Source organism: Serratia sp. KG1D, from assembly GCF_037150675.1.
Lineage (GTDB): Bacteria > Pseudomonadota > Gammaproteobacteria > Enterobacterales > Enterobacteriaceae > Serratia > Serratia nematodiphila.
Genome location: NZ_JBAGIH010000001.1, coordinates 121,575 through 138,091, shown reverse-complemented (window position 1 = coordinate 138,091; position 16,517 = coordinate 121,575). Strand labels below are relative to the sequence as shown.

General features: G+C 61.5%; 13 protein-coding genes. 5 read left to right on the top strand and 8 right to left on the bottom strand.

Annotated features, from left to right (window positions below):
- Positions 1 to 32: 32 nt before the first annotated feature.
- Complete coding sequence (malZ, locus tag WFM45_RS00715; RefSeq protein WP_048322325.1) at positions 33 to 1,856, bottom strand: maltodextrin glucosidase; 1,824 nt, start codon at positions 1,854 to 1,856, stop codon at positions 33 to 35.
- A gap of 246 nt (positions 1,857 to 2,102) precedes the next feature.
- Here malZ and WFM45_RS00710 point away from each other — a divergent pair, with 246 nt between their 5' ends.
- Positions 2,103 to 3,359: a mechanosensitive ion channel family protein gene (locus WFM45_RS00710; protein WP_016928882.1), complete on the top strand. Its 1,257-nt coding sequence runs from the start codon at positions 2,103 to 2,105 to the stop codon at positions 3,357 to 3,359.
- Between the two features lie 132 nt (positions 3,360 to 3,491).
- Positions 3,492 to 3,755, top strand: coding sequence for a hypothetical protein (locus WFM45_RS00705; protein WP_015376826.1), 264 nt, complete (start codon positions 3,492 to 3,494; stop codon positions 3,753 to 3,755).
- A 32-nt stretch (positions 3,756 to 3,787) separates the two neighbouring features.
- Here the strand turns inward: WFM45_RS00705 and proY are convergent, their stop codons facing one another.
- The 5 genes from proY to phoB form a co-directional block, all read right to left on the bottom strand.
- Positions 3,788 to 5,194, bottom strand: a complete 1,407-nt coding sequence (gene proY / locus WFM45_RS00700) for a proline-specific permease ProY (protein WP_004940425.1) — start codon at positions 5,192 to 5,194, stop codon at positions 3,788 to 3,790.
- A 73-nt stretch (positions 5,195 to 5,267) separates the two neighbouring features.
- The gene (gene brnQ, locus WFM45_RS00695; protein ID WP_033634017.1) at positions 5,268 to 6,584 is read right to left on the bottom strand and encodes a branched-chain amino acid transport system II carrier protein; all 1,317 of its coding nucleotides are present in this window, start codon (positions 6,582 to 6,584) and stop codon (positions 5,268 to 5,270) included.
- Between the two features lie 485 nt (positions 6,585 to 7,069).
- Positions 7,070 to 8,032: a PstS family phosphate ABC transporter substrate-binding protein gene (locus WFM45_RS00690; RefSeq protein WP_261124031.1), complete on the bottom strand. Its 963-nt coding sequence runs from the start codon at positions 8,030 to 8,032 to the stop codon at positions 7,070 to 7,072.
- Positions 8,033 to 8,046: 14 nt separating this feature from the next.
- Positions 8,047 to 9,363, bottom strand: a complete 1,317-nt coding sequence (phoR, locus tag WFM45_RS00685; RefSeq protein WP_004940434.1) for a phosphate regulon sensor histidine kinase PhoR — start codon at positions 9,361 to 9,363, stop codon at positions 8,047 to 8,049.
- A 24-nt stretch (positions 9,364 to 9,387) separates the two neighbouring features.
- A complete protein-coding gene (gene phoB, locus WFM45_RS00680) occupies positions 9,388 to 10,077 on the bottom strand; it encodes a phosphate response regulator transcription factor PhoB (RefSeq protein WP_004940438.1) in 690 nt (229 codons plus the stop codon).
- Between the two features lie 215 nt (positions 10,078 to 10,292).
- Here phoB and sbcD point away from each other — a divergent pair, with 215 nt between their 5' ends.
- The 3 genes from sbcD to licT all read left to right on the top strand — a co-directional run bounded on the left by sbcD (position 10,293) and on the right by licT (position 15,853).
- A complete protein-coding gene (sbcD, locus tag WFM45_RS00675; RefSeq protein WP_336954094.1) occupies positions 10,293 to 11,525 on the top strand; it encodes an exonuclease subunit SbcD in 1,233 nt (410 codons plus the stop codon).
- Positions 11,522 to 14,773, top strand: coding sequence for an exonuclease subunit SbcC (gene sbcC, locus WFM45_RS00670; protein ID WP_336954092.1), 3,252 nt, complete (start codon positions 11,522 to 11,524; stop codon positions 14,771 to 14,773). Before sbcD ends, sbcC begins: the two co-directional genes overlap by 4 nt.
- Before the next feature lie 231 nt (positions 14,774 to 15,004).
- Entirely contained in the window at positions 15,005 to 15,853 is an 849-nt protein-coding gene (gene licT, locus WFM45_RS00665; protein ID WP_336954091.1) for a BglG family transcription antiterminator LicT, read from the top strand.
- Here the strand turns inward: licT and WFM45_RS00660 are convergent.
- Both WFM45_RS00660 and WFM45_RS00655 read right to left on the bottom strand, forming a co-directional pair.
- Positions 15,850 to 16,236, bottom strand: a complete 387-nt coding sequence (locus tag WFM45_RS00660) for a type II toxin-antitoxin system VapC family toxin (protein ID WP_015376820.1) — start codon at positions 16,234 to 16,236, stop codon at positions 15,850 to 15,852. The two genes, licT and WFM45_RS00660, sit on opposite strands and share 4 nt — an antisense overlap.
- On the bottom strand, positions 16,233 to 16,466 hold the full coding sequence (locus tag WFM45_RS00655; protein ID WP_004940455.1) for a type II toxin-antitoxin system Phd/YefM family antitoxin: 234 nt from the start codon (positions 16,464 to 16,466) through the stop codon (positions 16,233 to 16,235). The genes WFM45_RS00660 and WFM45_RS00655 overlap by 4 nt, the downstream gene beginning before the upstream one ends.
- Positions 16,467 to 16,517 lie beyond the last annotated feature (51 nt).

Genomic DNA, 16,517 nt, shown 5'->3' with positions numbered 1-16,517 from the left:
ATCGCGGGGGCGTTTCTGCCCCCGCACTCCCTTTAGCCCTCGCAGCGCCATACGGTGGCCGACTCTTCCGCCAACTGCAGCCGCAACCCGCCCGCCGTTTCGCTCAACTCTCCCCGCCCTTCCACACGCCGCCACGGGCCGCGCGCCAACAGCGGGTTATGCGGCAGCTGCGCCTGGCCGCTGCCGTCGCGCTGCAGCGCCACCAACACCTGCTCCTGCTGATACAGGCGCACGAACACCAGCGTTTCTCCGCTGGCGTACAACACCTGGCAGCCGCCACGGCGCAAGGCCAGGCTCTGTTTACGCAGCGCCGCCATGCGCTGGAACAGCGCCAGCAGCGGCCGGTCCCAGTCGCCGACGTCCCACGGGAACGGCTTGCGGCAGAACGGATCGTTGCCGCCGTCCAACCCAATCTCATCGCCATAATAGAGGCAAGGCACACCGATCCAGCTCAGCAGCCACACCGCCGCCATCTGCATGCGCGCCGCGTTCCCCTGCAACAGCGTGAGGAAACGCGCGGTATCGTGGCTGTCCAGCTGATTGAACTGGATCAGCTGGCGGCTGTGCGGCAGCCCGGCGCGGTAACCGTCCATCCACTGCGCGCACCCGGCGGCGTCCAGCCGCACCGGGTGGTAGGCCACGTCCAGCCCCGCCAAAAACGCCCGCACCGGCAGCGCGAAGCCCATGTAGTTCATCGCCGCATCCTCCACGCCGGCGTGCAGCCAGCGGCGCGCGTCGCCGAAGTGCTCGCCCAAGACATAGGCCTGCGGATTCTCCTGCTTCACCGCCTGATAGATGCCCGCCAGGTGGCGCAGATTGCCGGTGGCGCCGCCGTTCTCCCCCAGCATATGCACCACGTCCAGCCGCCAGCCGTCGATGCTGTACGGCGGGCGCAGCCAGTGACGCACCACGCTGCCTTCGCCCTGATAAATCGCTTCCGCCACCTGCGGCTCGGCGAAGTTGAGCTTCGGCAGGCTGGCGTTGCCCTTCCAGTCGAGCGCGCGGCCGTCCGGGTAGAAGTTGAACCAGCCGCGATACGGCGAATCGGGGTGGTGACAGGCGCCGTTTTCGCCCTGACGATGGCGGTCAAACCACGGGTGCGAATCGCCGGTGTGGTTGAAGACCCCGTCCAACACCAGTTTCATGCCCACCTTGTGAGTGCTTACTCGCAAACGCTGCAGCGCCGCGTTGCCGCCGAAGTGCGGATCGACCTGGTAATAGTCCTCGGTATCGTACTTATGCACGCTCGGCGCGGTAAAAATCGGGTTCAGGTACAGCGCCGTCACGCCCAGCTGCTGCAGGTACGGCAGTTTGCCGCTGATGCCGTCCAGATCGCCGCCGTAAAAGGTCGAGGCGGCGTGGCGATCCTCCAACGGGTGCTGCCAGTCGCGCCGAATCACCTCGGCGCCGGCCGCATGATGGCGATAGCTGCCGCTCTGGATGCCGTGCTCGCCGCCGCTGCTGGCGAAGCGATCGGGAAAAATCTGGTAGAACAGCTGATCCGCCACCCACTCGGGGCCATTGTCAGGATCGTCGACGGCGAACTGCGCCAGCTGGCCCGGCGGCGTTGGCGACCAGCCCTGCGGGCCGAACCACTGTTGGCGATCGGCCCACAGCAGCTTGAAGCAGTAACGCCGCGTCGGCTCGCCCTCATTCAGCGTCAGGCTGGCCTGGTAGCGCCGCATCCCCTCGTGGCGCTGCGCTTTCATCACCAGCAGCCACTCTTCATTGTCCGGTTCGGCGCGCAAAAACACCCGTTCCGGCAGTTCATCCCCTTGTAACCACAGCGTGATATCCAAACGTTGCCCTTGCTTCACCACAAAAGGCGGGACCGGTTGATGCCAGGCGTTAAGCATACTGTTCTCCTGCTGTACCAAACGAAATCGACGGCGTTCTTCAAGAAACGAACAATGCCACGTTAAGTGCAACTCCCCCTCCTCTCTGGCCGCAAAACCCGGGGATGAGCCGGGGGGCGGAGACCGAAAAATAGCGCTAACTTGATGTAAAAAAAGGTAAACAGGTACAAATCCTGCACGTTACCCCTTAGGCTAACGCGTTTTAAGTTTACAGGATATTTTTTGCGCATTTTTTAAGGAGCGGTAATGCAACAACAGATAACGCGCTGGCTGGAACAGTTTGGTTTGGAATTCGGCGGAGTGATGTCGCTGTTGATGGTATTGGGGTTGATTGTTCTGATCTCGGTGGCGATCCACCTGGTGCTGCACCGGGTGGTGTTGGCTGCTCTTCAGCGCCGTGGCCAGCAATCGCAGCGCGTCTGGCAACAGGCCATCACCCAATACAAACTGTTCCAGCGCGTGGCGCTGCTGCTGCAAGGGGTGATCATCAGTATCCAGGCGACGCTGTGGCTGCAGAGCGGCAGCCAGACCCAGGCGGTGATCGTCACCGCCGCACAGGTGTGGATCCTCGCCTTCACCCTGCTGTCGCTGTTCTCGCTGCTGGATACGCTGCTGGCGCTGCTGCGCCAAAGCCCGATTTCCAATCAGCTGCCGCTGCGCGGCATTTTCCAGGGCCTGAAACTGGTGGCGGCGATCCTGATCGGCATCATGATCGTCTCATTGCTGATGGGCAAATCGCCGCTGCTGCTGCTCAGCGGCCTGGGCGCCATGACCGCGGTCTTGATGTTGGTGTTCAAGGATCCGATCCTCGGGCTGGTGGCCGGCATTCAGCTCTCCGCCAACGATATGCTGAAGATCGGCGACTGGCTGGAAATGCCGAAATACGGCGCCGACGGCGCGGTCACCGACATCGGCCTGACCACGGTCAAAGTGCGTAACTGGGACAACACCGTCACCACCATACCGACCTACGCGCTGATCTCCGACTCGTTCAAAAACTGGCGTTCGATGTCGGAATCCGGCGGGCGCCGCATCAAGCGCAGCTTGAATATCGACACCGGCAGCGTGCACTTCCTGTCGGAAGAGGAACAGCGCCGCCTGCAGCGCAACCCGCTGCTGCACAGCTACCTGAACGTTAAGACCCAGGAACTGAGCCAGCACAACCAGGAGATCGCCGTCGATCTGGCCTCGCCGCTCAACGGCCGCCGTCTCACCAACCTCGGCACGCTGCGCGCCTATCTGGAAGCCTACCTGCGCGCTCATCCGCGTATTCACCAGAACATGACGCTGATGGTACGCCAGCTGGCGCCGACGCCGGAGGGCCTGCCGCTGGAAATCTACGCCTTCACCAACACCACGGTTTGGGCGGAGTATGAAAGCATTCAGGCGGATATTTTCGACCATATCCTGGCGGTGATCGACGAGTTCGGCCTGCGCGTGCATCAGACGCCGACCGGCAACGACCTGCGCGGCATGCTGCGACAAAGCGCGAACGCTTCCTGACGTCAGCTGACGTAACTGTGTCTGCTGGTAATTATTCGCTTTCAATTGCCAGCAGATATCTCCATCCCCTTCTTTTCCCCGGCGAAAACGGCGTTAATGCGCCATCACCTTCACCACCGAGAGGGAAAGCCCTTGCTGAAACGGTTACGTCATCGGCTGTTCACCCTGATGGCCACGCTGCTGTTTATCGGCTGCCTGCACAGCGCATCGCTGGATGAAAGCCGCATGCCCCGCAATCTGCAACCTTCGCTGAGCGCCCTTAGCAGCAACCTGCAGGACATTCGCGAAGTGCTGGCACGCTGCGCCGGCGAGGAAGAGGAGGAACGCCTGAACGACGGCGGCATGCGCATCGAAGCGCGCGCCGCCGGGGATGAGGAAGTGGAAGATAAACCCTAAAAAAACACCGGCCTCAGCCGGTGTTTTTCCATTTAGTCTTGCTGCGTCGCCAACAGCGCGCGTTTTTTCTGGCGGTTGACCTTGAACCAGTACCCCGCCAGCAGCAACACCACCCAGACCAGGCCGGCGTACAGCGAGACGCGCGTGGTCGGGAAATAGCCGATCAGGCCGATGATGAATACCAGGAACACGATCGCCACCACCGAGGTGAACACCCCGCCGCGCAGCGGGAACGCCAGCTGCTTCACCTGCTCTTTGCTCAGGCTGCGGCGGAAGGCGATTTGGGAGAACAGGATCATGATCCACACCCACACGGTGGCGAAGGTCGCCAGGGAGGCGATCACCAGGAATACGCTCTCCGGCATGATGTAGTTGAGGTACACCGCCAGCAGCAGCGCCAGCATCATCACCACCACCGTCACCCAGGGAATGCCGCGTTTCGACACCTTGCTGAACATCTTCGGCGCATGGCCCTGCTCGGCCATGCCATGCAGCATGCGGCCAACGCCGAACACGTCGCTGTTGATCGCCGACAGCGAAGCGGTGATCACCACGAAGTTGAGGATGCCTGCCGCCACGGTGATGCCCATATGCTGGAAGGTCAGCACGAACGGGCTGCCGTTGGTGCCCACCTGGTTCCACGGGTAGATCGACATGATGACAAACAGCGTACCGACGTAGAACACCAGAATGCGCCACGGCACCGAGTTGATGGCTTTGGGAATCGATTTTTTCGGATCCTTGGCTTCGCCGGCGGTGATGCCGATGATTTCAATGCCGCCGTAAGCGAACATCACCAGCTGCAGCGACAGGATCATGCCGATAACGCCATTGCTGAAGAAGCCGCCGTTCGACCACAGGTTATGAATGCCGGTCGGTTGCCCGCCGTTGCCGATACCCCAGATGATGATGCCGATGCCGGCCGCGATCATGATGATGATGGTGGCGACCTTGAAGAACGAGAACCAGAACTCCAGCTCGCCGAATACCTTGACGCTCATCAGGTTGATGGCGCCGATGATCAGCACCACGCTCAGCACCCAGATCCAGTGCGGCACTTCCGGGAACCAGACGCCCATATAGATGCCGAAGGCGGTCACGTCGGCGATGGCGACGATCAGAATCTCAAAGCAGTAAGTCCAGCCGGTGATGTAACCCGCCATCGGGCCGAGGTAGTCCTGCGCGTAGCGGGAAAATGAGCTGGCCTGCGGGTTATTGACCGACATCTCCCCCAGTGCGCGCATGATGATGAAGGCCACGATGCCGCCGATCAGGTAAGCCAGCAGCACGCTCGGGCCGGCCATTTTGATGGCGTCCGCCGAGCCGTAGAACAACCCGGTGCCGATGGCCGATCCCAGCGCCATAAAGCGAATATGGCGCGTACTGAGGCCGCGTTTCAGCTTATTGTCGGAGGCGGTGGTGGGTGACTGTTGTTGCATGAAGATGACCCATAGTTTTAAACGTAAAAAAGCCACGGACATGTCCGTGGCCCTGGATTAAGCCGGGGGATTATCAGTGCGCGGTCACTTGGGAACGCGTGCACACCCGATCATAAATCGCGACCAGCGCCAGCATCAGCAGCGAAGGCGGCAACCATGCCAACCCCTGCTCCGCCAGCGGCAGATGAGTGGTCCAGGCCGGCAGCAGCTGCTGGAAACTGGACGCTTTCACCGCGTCAAGAATACCAAACAACAGGCTGACAAGCATCACCGGCGCGATGATACGCGGCGCGCTGTGCCACCAACGCAGGGTGAAGCTCAGCACCACCAGCACGATGCACGGCGGGTAAATCGCGGTCAGCACCGGAATGGAGATCTGGATCAGGTGGCTCAGGCCGAGGTTGGACACCACCATCGAGAACAGGCCCAGGATAAACACCAGCGTCTTGTAAGAGAACGGCAGGTATTGCGCGAAGAACTCGGCGCAGGCGCAGGTCAGGCCCACCGCGGTCACCATACAGGCGATGAAGATCAGCGCCGCCAGGAAGAAGCTGCCGAGGCCGCCGAAGGTGTTCTGAACGTAAGCGTGCAGGATCACCGCGCCGTTGGTGGCGTCAGGCACCAGCGCGCCGCTGCCGGAACCCAGCTTGAACAGGCTCAGATAAACCAGCGTCAGGCCCACGCCGGCGATCAAACCGGCCAGAATGGTGTAACGGGTCAACAGACCGGCGTCTTTCACGCCGCGCGAACGCGCCGCGTTGACGATAACGATGCCGAATACCAGCGCGCCCAGCGTATCCATGGTCAGATAGCCGTTAACGAAACCGGAGGAGAAAGGCACGCTCTGATAAGCCGCCGTCGCTGGAATCGGCGCGCCGGCAGGCCACAGCAGCGCGGCGATGCCCAGTACGGCCAGCGCGACGATCTTCAGCGGCGCCAGCACATGGCCGACGGTATCGAGCAGGCGGCCCGGATACAGGGAGATGCCGATCACCAGCGCAAAGTACACCAGACTGTAGATGAACAGCGGCATGGCGCCGTCGCCGGTCAGCGGGGCGATGCCCACCTCAAAGGACACGGTGGCGGTGCGCGGCGTGGCGAACAGCGGGCCGACGGCCAGGTAGCAGACGGTCGCCAGCAGCAGGCCGGCGCCGCGGCCGATCGGCGAACTGAGGGCGTCGATGCCGCCGCCGACGCGCGCCAGCGCGATGACGGTGATGACCGGCAGGCCCACGGCGGTGAGCAGGAAGCCCAGCGCAGCGATCCAAACGTGTTCACCGGACTGCAAGCCGACCATCGGCGGGAAGATGATGTTCCCGGCCCCAACGAATAAGGCAAAGGTCATGAAGCCCAGTGCCAGGATATCTTTTGACGTTAAACGATGACTCATACGATGTCGTGTTGCCTGTTCAAATGAAAAAAATTGTCCGATAGCGTGGTGGCGAAACGCCCCACCCGGTTGCCGGCATGCCCGATCGTCGCAGCGCCAAATAAGCACCCTAAACGCAGTCGATCCGGCGTTTATGTCCCTATTCGAAAGTGGCCGCTCATGAAGATGGGCAAAATTTTAGGAGTTATAAAAATGGAGGTTTAATCCGACAACGAAGGCTAAGGTAAACGTTTATAGCGCTTCAAGGCAAGACGCACGGCGAAAAGCAGAGCTATCGACCATATAAACTTTAGCCACCAGTCGATCATATTGGCTATCAATAAATATACACTACATGATTTGTATCATTTTTGAACAATGAATTCACGAAACGTGAAGCATATATCACTTTACCGCGCGAAAACGCCAATAAATGCCCGGTTTTCGCGTGGTATAAGCTCCGTTTTGCCGTGAGAAAAGGCGAAAATTACGCCGCTTTTTGTCGCTTATTGCACCGTAGCCGGCGCGAGCGGTGGCAACCCGAGCGCCTGGCGGGTCTTCTGCAGGGCGGCCGGCGGCAGTGGCAGATAGCCGTCGTGATTGACCAGGCTTTGCCCTGGTGTCGACAGCACGCGATCGAGAAACGCGGCGGTCAGCGGCTCCAGCGGTTGATGGGGGGCTTTGTTGATGTAGATATACAGATAGCGCGACAGCGGGTAGCGATCGTTGCGCACGTTGGCGGCGGTAGGCGCGACATAGTCCTCTCCCGACTCCGCCAATGGCAGCAGCCGCACGCCGCTGGCGCGAAAGCCAATGCTGGCGTAGCCGATGCCGTTGAGCGAACCGGCCACCGCCTGCACTACCGAGGCCGAACCGGGCAGCTCATTGACGCGCGGCATGAAATCGCCGCCGCACAGCGCGCGCAGTTTGAAATAGCCGTAGGTGCCGGACGCCGAGTTGCGGCCGAAGCGTTGCAGCGAGCGCGTCGCCCAGTCGCCGCGCAGCCCCAGCTCGCCCCAGCGCGTCAGCGGCTGGCTTTCGCCGCAGCGCCGGGTGGCGGAGAAAATGCGGTCGAGCTGCTGCAGGTTGAGGCCGCGCAGCGGATTGTCCTGATGCACCAACACCACCAGCGCATCCACCGCTACCGGCACCGCCAGCGGCGCATAGCCGTAACGGTGTTCGAACGCCGAAACCTCGGCCGCCTTCATCGGCCGGCTCATCGGGCCGAGCTGCGCGGCGCCCGCCGCCAACGCGGTCGGCGCGGTCGACGAACCGGCGGCCTGGATCTGCAGGTTGACGTTGGGATAATGCTCGCTGAAATCCTGCGCCCACAGCGCCATCAGATTCGCCAGCGTGTCGGAGCCGACGCTGGACAGGTTGCCCGCCAACATGCCGTCAGGCTGCGCCAGCGCGCCGCGTCCGGCCAGCAGCGCCAGGCAAAGCAACAGCCCTCGGGTGATTCGGGTCATACCGGTGTCTCGCGTTAATTTTTCACCGCATTCTCTGATAAAGCGGCGGGAACAATCAACCGATTGGGCAAGGTAAAGATAAAGCGGGTGCCGATCCCCGGTTCGCTGAGGATCTCCAGCCGCGCATCGTGATGGCTGAGCGCGTGCTTGACGATCGCCAGCCCCAGCCCGCTGCCGCCGGTCTGGCGCGAGCGGGCCTTGTCGACGCGGTAAAAACGCTCGGTCAGGCGCGGCAGGTGCTCGGCGGCAATGCCAGGCCCGTTGTCGCTGACCTGAAACTGCGCGCCATGCGCCGTCTGCTGCCAGCTGACTTCGATATGGGTGCCCTTCGGCGTGTGGTTGACCGCATTGTACACCAGGTTAGACACCGCGCTGCGCAACTGGTCTTCATTGCCGAACACGTTGAGCTGTTCGTTCACCCGGAAGGTGATCTCGTGATTGCCGCCGCTCAGCGATTGCGCCTCACGCTGCAACACCCGCAGCATCAAGGGGATATCCACCCGCTCGTTCATGTCGACATTGGGCGCCGCCTCGATGCGCGACAGCGTCAGCAGCTGCTTGACCAGCCCGTCCATCCGGCGGGTCTGCTCTTGCATGGTGCTGAGCGCTTTGCTGCGCAGCGAACCGTCCTGCTCTTCGTCGCCCATCATCTCCAGGTAGCCCTGCAGCACCGTCAGCGGCGTGCGCAGCTCATGGCTGACGTTGGCGAAGAAGTTGCGCCGCGCGCCCTCCAACTGCCGCATCTGGGTGACGTCGCGCGCCACCATCAGCAATTGCCCTTCGGAATACGGCATCACGCGGAATTCGACGTAGTGTTCGTTGTTCAGCTGCAGCGTCAGCGGGCGCGAAAACTCCTGCTGTTGCAGATAGTGGCTGAATTCCGGATAACGCAGCAGGTTAAGGATGTGCTGGCCGTTGTCTTCCGGCCAGCGGAAGCCGAGCAGATGCTGCGCCAGCCCGTTGCACCAGAAGATGTTGCCCTCGACGGTGGTCATCACCACCGCGTCAGGCAGCGATTCGGCCCCGCTGCGAAAGCGCTTGATCAGCAGCGCCAGCTCGCGCCGGCGGCGGCGGTTGCGCTGCTGCATCTGATACAGGCCATAGAACAGCGGCTCCCAGCTCCAGCGGCCTGGCGGCGGCGTCATGCTGCGGTCGATCCACAGCCAATGGGAGAGTTTGAGCTGGTTGTAGAAATTCCACACCAGCGCAGCCAGCGCAGAGGCCAACAGGAACCAGGGCAGATAACCGAAAATCAGCCCCAGCAGTAAGGCGGGCAGACAGAAAAGAGCCAGCTCCAGAGCCAGCCTCTTCCACGACAGACGTTCTAACACGGCATATTCTCCAGCGCGGCGCGATCAGTAGCGCGTTGAGAACCGGTAGCCGGTGCCCCGAACGGTTTGAACCATTTTATCATGCCCACTGGTTTCTAACGCCTTGCGGAGCCGACGGATATGCACGTCAACGGTACGGTCTTCCACATAAACGTTAGTGCCCCAGACGTGATTAAGCAACTGCTCGCGGCTATAAACCCGCTCCGGGTGGGTCATAAAGAAGTGCAGCAGCTTGAACTCGGTCGGCCCCATGTCCAGCGCCTGATCGTTCGCCATTACGCGGTGGGAGGACGGATCCAGGCTCAACCCTTGCATTTCAATCACTTCTTCCACCGCCATCGGCGAAATGCGGCGCATGACCGCTTTGATGCGCGCCACCAGCTCCTTGGGCGAGAACGGCTTGGTGATGTAATCATCCGCCCCCACTTCCAGGCCGCGCACCCGGTCTTCTTCTTCGCCGCGCGCGGTCAACATCATCACCGGGATATCGCGGGTCAGCGCTTCGCGCTTCATATGTTTGATAAACTGAATGCCGGAACCGCCGGGCAACATCCAGTCAAGCAACACCAAATCAGGGAACGGCTCAGACAGACGCGTCACGGCGCTGTCATAATCCTCGGCTTCCAACGGTTGGTAACCATTCTGTTCCAACACAAAGCACACCATCTCACGGATCGGCGCTTCGTCTTCCACCACCAGTATGCGTCTTGCCATCGTCAATCCTGCCAATGTGTTAGCGACTTTTCGGGCGCCATTATGCGTCAGTTTTGTGACACTTTTATGAAAAAAACCGGCTGTTATAGGCAGTAAGCATAGCGATTATTTCCCGCAGTAACGAAAAATCATCCGGTTGTCATCATCATTGCGCCGGGACAGCCGCCGCCGCCGCCTTTATAATCATCGCCATTATCTTTACATCCGGGAGTGTCATGCGCCTGATCCACACCTCTGACTGGCACCTTGGCCAGTACTTTTTCACCAAAAGCCGCGCCGCCGAGCACCAGGCTTTTCTGAACTGGCTGATCGAACAGGTAGATCAGCAGCAGGTGGATGCGCTGATCGTCGCCGGAGATCTGTTCGATACCGGCTCGCCGCCCAGCTATGCCCGCGAGCTGTACAACCGCTTCGTGGTGGAACTGCAGCGCACCGGCTGCCAGCTGGTGGTGCTGGGCGGCAACCACGATTCGGTCGCGACGCTGAACGAATCGCGTGAACTGCTTTCCTGCCTGAACACCACGGTGATCGCCAGCGCGCAGGGCGCCCCGGAACAGCAGATCGTGGTGCTTAACCAACGCGACGGCCAGCCGGGCGCGGTGCTGTGCGCCATCCCGTTCCTGCGGCCGCGCGATCTGCTCACCAGCCGCGCCGGCGAATCCGGCGCACAGAAACAGCAGGCGCTGCAGGAAGCCATCGCCGAACATTATCAAGCGCTGTATCAGGCGGCCTGCGAGCGCCGCGACCAGTTGGGCCTGCCGCTGCCGATCGTCGCCACCGGCCACCTGACCACCGTCGGCGTCACCACCTCCGACTCGGTGCGCGACATCTATATCGGCACCCTCGACGCCTTCCCGGCGCAGGCCTTCCCGCCCGCCGACTATATCGCGTTGGGGCACATTCACCGCGCGCAGAACGTCGCCAAATCGGAGCATATTCGCTATAGCGGCTCACCGATCCCGCTCAGCTTCGATGAGCTGGGCAAAGCCAAAAGCGTCTTCCTGGTGGATTTCGCCGACGGCGCTTTGCAACGGGTAGACGCGTTAACGATCCCGCAGTTTCAGCCCATGCAACTGATCAAAGGCGATCTGGCCGAGATCGAACGGCAGCTGCGGCAATTTGCCGATTATGCCGGCGAGCTGCCGGTGTGGCTGGATATCGAAGTGGCGACGCAGGACTACCTCAGCGATATCCAGCGCCGCATCCAGCTGCTGGCGGATGCGCTGCCGGTGGAAGTGGTGCTGCTGCGGCGCAGTAAAGAGCAGCGCCGCCAGGCGATCGCGCAGCAGGATAAGGAAACGCTGAACGAGCTGAGCGTCAACGAGGTGTTCGAACGGCGCCTGGCGCAGGAGGCCGACATGCCCGAAGCGCGCCAACGGCGGATGCACCAACTGTTCCGCCAGGTGGTCGAGGCGGTGCAGCACACCCCTGAAGAGAGCAACCCATGAAAATCCTCAGCCTGCGGTTAAAAAACCTCAACTCGCTGCAGGGCGAATGGAAAATTGACTTCACCGCCGAGCCGTTCGCCAGCAACGGTCTGTTCGCCATTACCGGCCCGACCGGCGCGGGCAAAACCACCCTGCTGGACGCCATTTGCCTGGCGCTGTACCACCAGACGCCGCGTCTCAACGTCACGCCAAGCCAGAATGAACTGATGACCCGCCACACCGCCGAATCGCTGGCGGAGGTCGAGTTCGAGGTCAAGGGCATCGGCTATCGCGCCTTCTGGAGCCAGCGCCGCGCCAAAAACGCGCCGGACGGCAATCTGCAGGCGCCGAAGGTCGAACTGGCGCGCCGCGAGGACGGCAAGATCCTGGCGGACAAGGTGCGCGACAAGCTGGAGCTTACCGCCGCCATCACCGGGCTGGACTTTGGCCGCTTCACCAAATCGATGATGCTGTCTCAGGGTCAGTTCGCCGCCTTCCTCAACGCCGACGCCAACGATCGCGCCGAGCTGCTGGAAGAGCTGACCGGCACCGAAATCTACGGGCGGTTGTCCGAACAGGTGTTCGAGTCGCACAAGCAGGCCAAAACCGACCTGGATGCGTTGCACCAACGCGCCAGCGGCATCGAACTGCTGAACGACGAGCAGCGCCAGTCTCTGACCGAACAGCTGGCGGCGCTGAGCGCGCAGGAAATCGCTCTCGGCGAACAAACCCAGCGACAGCAACAGGCGCTGAGCTGGCTGCAGCAATGGCAACGCCTCCGGCAACAGCAAAGCGAGGGGCAATTGCGGCTGGACACCGCCCAGCGCGAGCAGGCGGAGGCCGCCCCGCAGCTGCAGCGGCTGGCGCTCAGCGAGCCGGCCGAGAAATTGCGGCCGCTGCGCGGTGAACGCGATCGCTGCCGCGCCGAGCTGCAGACGATACAACAGCAGGCAGCCCAGCTGACGCAACAGCAGGAACAGCAGTCGGCGCAGCTGGCGCCGCTGCAGCAGACGGTGGAAAAAGCCCGTCTGGCGCAGCAAGCGCATGCCGAACACATGCGGCAACAGCAACAGTTGATCGACGAGCAGGTCGCCCCGCTCGACCATCAAATAGCCCAACTGCAGTCGACACAGGCCGAACGTAGACAGGCCGGCGATGCCGCCGCGCAGCAGTGCGCCCAGCAGCAGACTGCGCTGGAGCAGCTCACCGTCCAGCGCAATCAACTGACGACGCAGACCGCACAGTTTCAGCAGCAGTTGAACGCGCTGACCGAAGCGCTGGCCGCTCAACAACAGCAGCAGCAAGCGCTGGAGGCGCAAACGCCGCTGGCCCCGCTGCGCCAGCGCCTGAGCGTCCTGGCGGATCTGCGCCCGACGCGCCAGCAGCTGTTTACTCTATCCTCTTTATCGCAGCAAATCGTTAAACGGCTGGAACAACAGCGGCAAGAGCTAAACAGCGGTCAACATGAACTTACCCAGTTGGAACCGCAGCTAGAACTCATCCGTCAGCGATTTAAGCAGCAGAAAGCCCACCAGGCCGATGTTGAAAAAACCTATGCGCTGGAACAACGGATCGTGGGTCTGGAGGCCGAGCGCGCCCGTTTGCAACCCGGCGCCCCCTGCCCGCTGTGCGGCTCATGCGAGCACCCGGCGGTAGAACAATACCAAGAGGTAAAACTGTCAGAAACCGCGCAACGTCTGGAGCAAATGAAAGTCCAGACCGAAGCATTGCAAAAACAAGGCGTCGAGCTGCGAGCCCGTTACGACAACCTGCAACAGCAATTGCAGCGTCAGCAGCAAACCATCGCGCAGGATGAACAACAGCTGGCCGGCCAACAGCAGCAGTGGCGGCAGCTCAGCGCGCCGCTGGCGTTCGATTTTACGCTGGCGGATGGCGAGCAACTCAGCGCCTGGCTGAACGGCTGCGACGACGAAGAACGGCGCGGGCAACAGGCGCTGCAGCAGCATGAACAGGCGGCGCAGGCGGTACAGCAGGCGAAGGATGCGCTCATCGCTCTGCAAACGCAGCAGCAGCAGACGCAGCAACAGCTGGCGTTGCTCGAAGAACGCTTTACGCTGCTGCAGAAAGCCCACGCCGACAGCCTGCAACAGCAGCAAGAGCTGCAACAACGCTGGCAAGAAGGCGAGAAAACCCTTGCCGAACGACGCGCGCAGCGGCTGGCGCTGTTCGGCGAACAGCAGGTCGCCGAGGTGCGCGAACAGCTGCGCGCCAAACAAACCGCCTGTGAACAGGCCAGTTTGCAGGCCGCCGAGCAGTGGCAAAAGGCGCAGGAACTGCGCGAGCGCCTGGCCGGCCAGCAGGCCGGGCTGCAACAGCAACACACCCAGATGCAGGAGCGGCTGCAGCAGGCGCAGCAGCAGTGGCAGCAGGCGCTGGCCGACAGCGAATTCGCCGATGAAACCGCCTTCGCCGCCGCGCTGCTGGACGACGCCCTGCGCCGCGAATTGCAGCAGCGCAAAGAACAGCTGCAACAGCGGCAGGTGGAGGCCGCCGCCCTGCTGACACAGGCGACGCAAACGCTGGAGCAGCACCGGCAGAACCGCCCTGAAGGGCTGGATGAAGCCAACGCGGATCTCGACGCGCTCACCCAATCGCTGGCCGAACTGGCGCAGCAGTTGAAGGCGCTGCAGCTGCGCCAGGGCGAACTGCGCAACCAGCTGGCAAGCGACGCCGAACGCCGTCTCAATCAGCAGGCGCTGTTCGAGCAGATCGCCCGCAGCCAGCAAGACTACGACGACTGGAGCTACCTCAACCAGCTGATCGGCTCAAAAGAAGGCGACAAGTTCCGCCGCTTCGCTCAGGGGCTGACGCTCGATCATCTGGTGTATCTGGCTAACCTTCAGCTCGGCCGGCTGCACGGGCGCTACCTGCTGCAGCGCAAGACCAGCGACGCGCTGGAGCTGCAGGTGGTGGACATCTGGCAGGCGGACGCGCTGCGCGATACCCGCACCCTGTCCGGCGGCGAGAGTTTCCTGGTCAGCCTGGCGCTGGCGCTGGCGTTGTCCGATCTGGTCAGCCACAAAACCAGCATCGACTCGCTGTTCCTCGACGAAGGTTTCGGCACGCTGGACGCCGAAACCCTCGATACCGCGCTGGACGCGCTGGACAGTCTGAACGCCTCCGGCAAAACCATTGGCGTGATCAGTCACGTCGAGGCGATGAAAGAGCGTATTCCGGTGCAGATCAAAGTGAAAAAGGTCAACGGGCTCGGCGTCAGCCGGTTGGAAGCGCACTTCAGGCTGGAATGATCCCGCCGCGCGCGGCGCAGAAGTGTGACCGCGGCGGCACTCCGCAGTGAAAAGCGTTGAGCTGCGGCGGGCACGGGTTATTATGCAGGCATAACAGGATTGTTACTGTATCCCCTTCGCCGCTCAGGCCGCAGGACAGAAACATAAAATACAGGCAAAACCTGACGCCCGGGATCGCTTCCGGGCGTCAGGTTTTTTCGTTTTCAGGATGCTGAAACACCGGGAAAAACCATGAAAATCGCTAAAATACTCAATAATAACGTGGTGATTACGCTGGACGACCGTCAGGAAGAGACGGTGGTGATGGGAAAAGGAATCGGCTTTAAAAAGAAGCCCGGCGATACGCTGGACGAAAGCCTGATCGAAAAGGTGTTCACCCATAACGGCGGTGAAATCGCCGAGCGCTATAAAGAGCTGCTCGCCGAGATCCCATTGGCCTGCGTCACCACCGCCGACAGGATCATCACCCTCGCCCGCGAACGCCTGCCGGGCAAGTTGCATAACATCGTCTACATCACGCTCACCGATCACATCCATTTCGCCCTGCAGCGCCATGCGCAAGGGCTGGATATCAAAAATGCGCTGCTGTGGGAGATTAAAAAGCTCTACCCGACCGAATTCGCCGTCGGGCTGGAGGCGCTGGCTCTGATCGCCCAGCGGCTGGATACCGCGCTGCCGGAGGACGAAGCCGGATTTATCGCCCTGCACCTGGTCAACGCCCAGCTTAACGACGAGATGCACAACACGCTGCACATTACCCGCGTGATGCAAGAGATCCTCAACCTGGTCAAATACCATTTCCGCTTTGATTACAACGAGGAATCCCTGAGCTACCACCGGTTCGTCACCCACTTGAAATTTTTCGCCCAGCGCCTGCTGGGGAAAAACTACGTCGACAGCGACGACGACTCGCTGTATCAGGTGGTGAAAGAGAAGTACCGCGAGTCATTCGCCTGCGCCGGCAAGATCAACCGCCACATCGAAAAGCACTATCAGCACCAGCTCACCACGGAAGAGATGATGTTCCTGACCATTCATATCGAACGGGTGCGCAGCGAAAGCGAGGAAAAGCCGGTTTAACGGCGGGCGTCCGCCACCCGCACGCCGTACTGCGGAAACACCGCGTCGGCGGAAATCAGCGTCAGCCCCTCGGCCTGCGCCTGGGCGATCAGCATGCGATCGAAAGGATCCTGATGGTGTGGCGGCAGCTGCCCGGCCTGTTGGCAATGAAAGGCGTCCATCGGCAGCGACAGAAAATCTTCGGCCTCGATGATCGCAAAGATGTCTTCCGGCAGCGCCAGCTTGCCCAGCGCCTGCTTAATCGAGATCTCCCAAATGCTGGCCGCGCTGACGTACACCGCATTGCCCGGATCGGCGATCTGCCTTTTGGCGTTCGCGCCCAGGCAGGCGTCATCGATCAGCCACCACAGCAACGCGTGGGTATCCAGCAGCAGGCGCTTCATTCATCGCCCTCAAACAGCGCCGCAATGGCCGCATCCCCGGCGTTGAAATCCGCCGGCACGGTGAACCTGCCCTTGGCGGCGCCAGGGCGGCGCGCTTCCCCCTTGATGGCGACCAGCTGTACGTACGGCTTCCCTGCTTTTGCAATAATCACGGTTTCTCCCTCCGCGGCTCTGTCCGCCAGTTGGCTCAGATTGGATTTGGCTTCGTGCATATTGGCCTGAATCGGCATACGCGTTCTCCTTAGCTAAGTTAGCTAAAGCATAAAGCGCCGTCCAGTTTT

What these genes read in the sequence shown, in the direction of transcription:
- malZ (WP_048322325.1), bottom strand. Translation starts at nt 1,856, where the DNA reads ATGCTTAACGCCTGGCATCAACCGGTCCCGCCTTTTGTGGTGAAGCAA.
- WFM45_RS00710 (WP_016928882.1), top strand. Translation starts at nt 2,103, where the DNA reads ATGCAACAACAGATAACGCGCTGGCTGGAACAGTTTGGTTTGGAATTC.
- proY (WP_004940425.1), bottom strand. Translation starts at nt 5,194, where the DNA reads ATGCAACAACAGTCACCCACCACCGCCTCCGACAATAAGCTGAAACGC.
- brnQ (WP_033634017.1), bottom strand. Translation starts at nt 6,584, where the DNA reads ATGAGTCATCGTTTAACGTCAAAAGATATCCTGGCACTGGGCTTCATG.
- WFM45_RS00690 (WP_261124031.1), bottom strand. Translation starts at nt 8,032, where the DNA reads ATGACCCGAATCACCCGAGGGCTGTTGCTTTGCCTGGCGCTGCTGGCC.
- phoB (WP_004940438.1), bottom strand. Translation starts at nt 10,077, where the DNA reads ATGGCAAGACGCATACTGGTGGTGGAAGACGAAGCGCCGATCCGTGAG.
- sbcD (WP_336954094.1), top strand. Translation starts at nt 10,293, where the DNA reads ATGCGCCTGATCCACACCTCTGACTGGCACCTTGGCCAGTACTTTTTC.
- sbcC (WP_336954092.1), top strand. Translation starts at nt 11,522, where the DNA reads ATGAAAATCCTCAGCCTGCGGTTAAAAAACCTCAACTCGCTGCAGGGC.
- licT (WP_336954091.1), top strand. Translation starts at nt 15,005, where the DNA reads ATGAAAATCGCTAAAATACTCAATAATAACGTGGTGATTACGCTGGAC.
- WFM45_RS00660 (WP_015376820.1), bottom strand. Translation starts at nt 16,236, where the DNA reads ATGAAGCGCCTGCTGCTGGATACCCACGCGTTGCTGTGGTGGCTGATC.
- WFM45_RS00655 (WP_004940455.1), bottom strand. Translation starts at nt 16,466, where the DNA reads ATGCCGATTCAGGCCAATATGCACGAAGCCAAATCCAATCTGAGCCAA.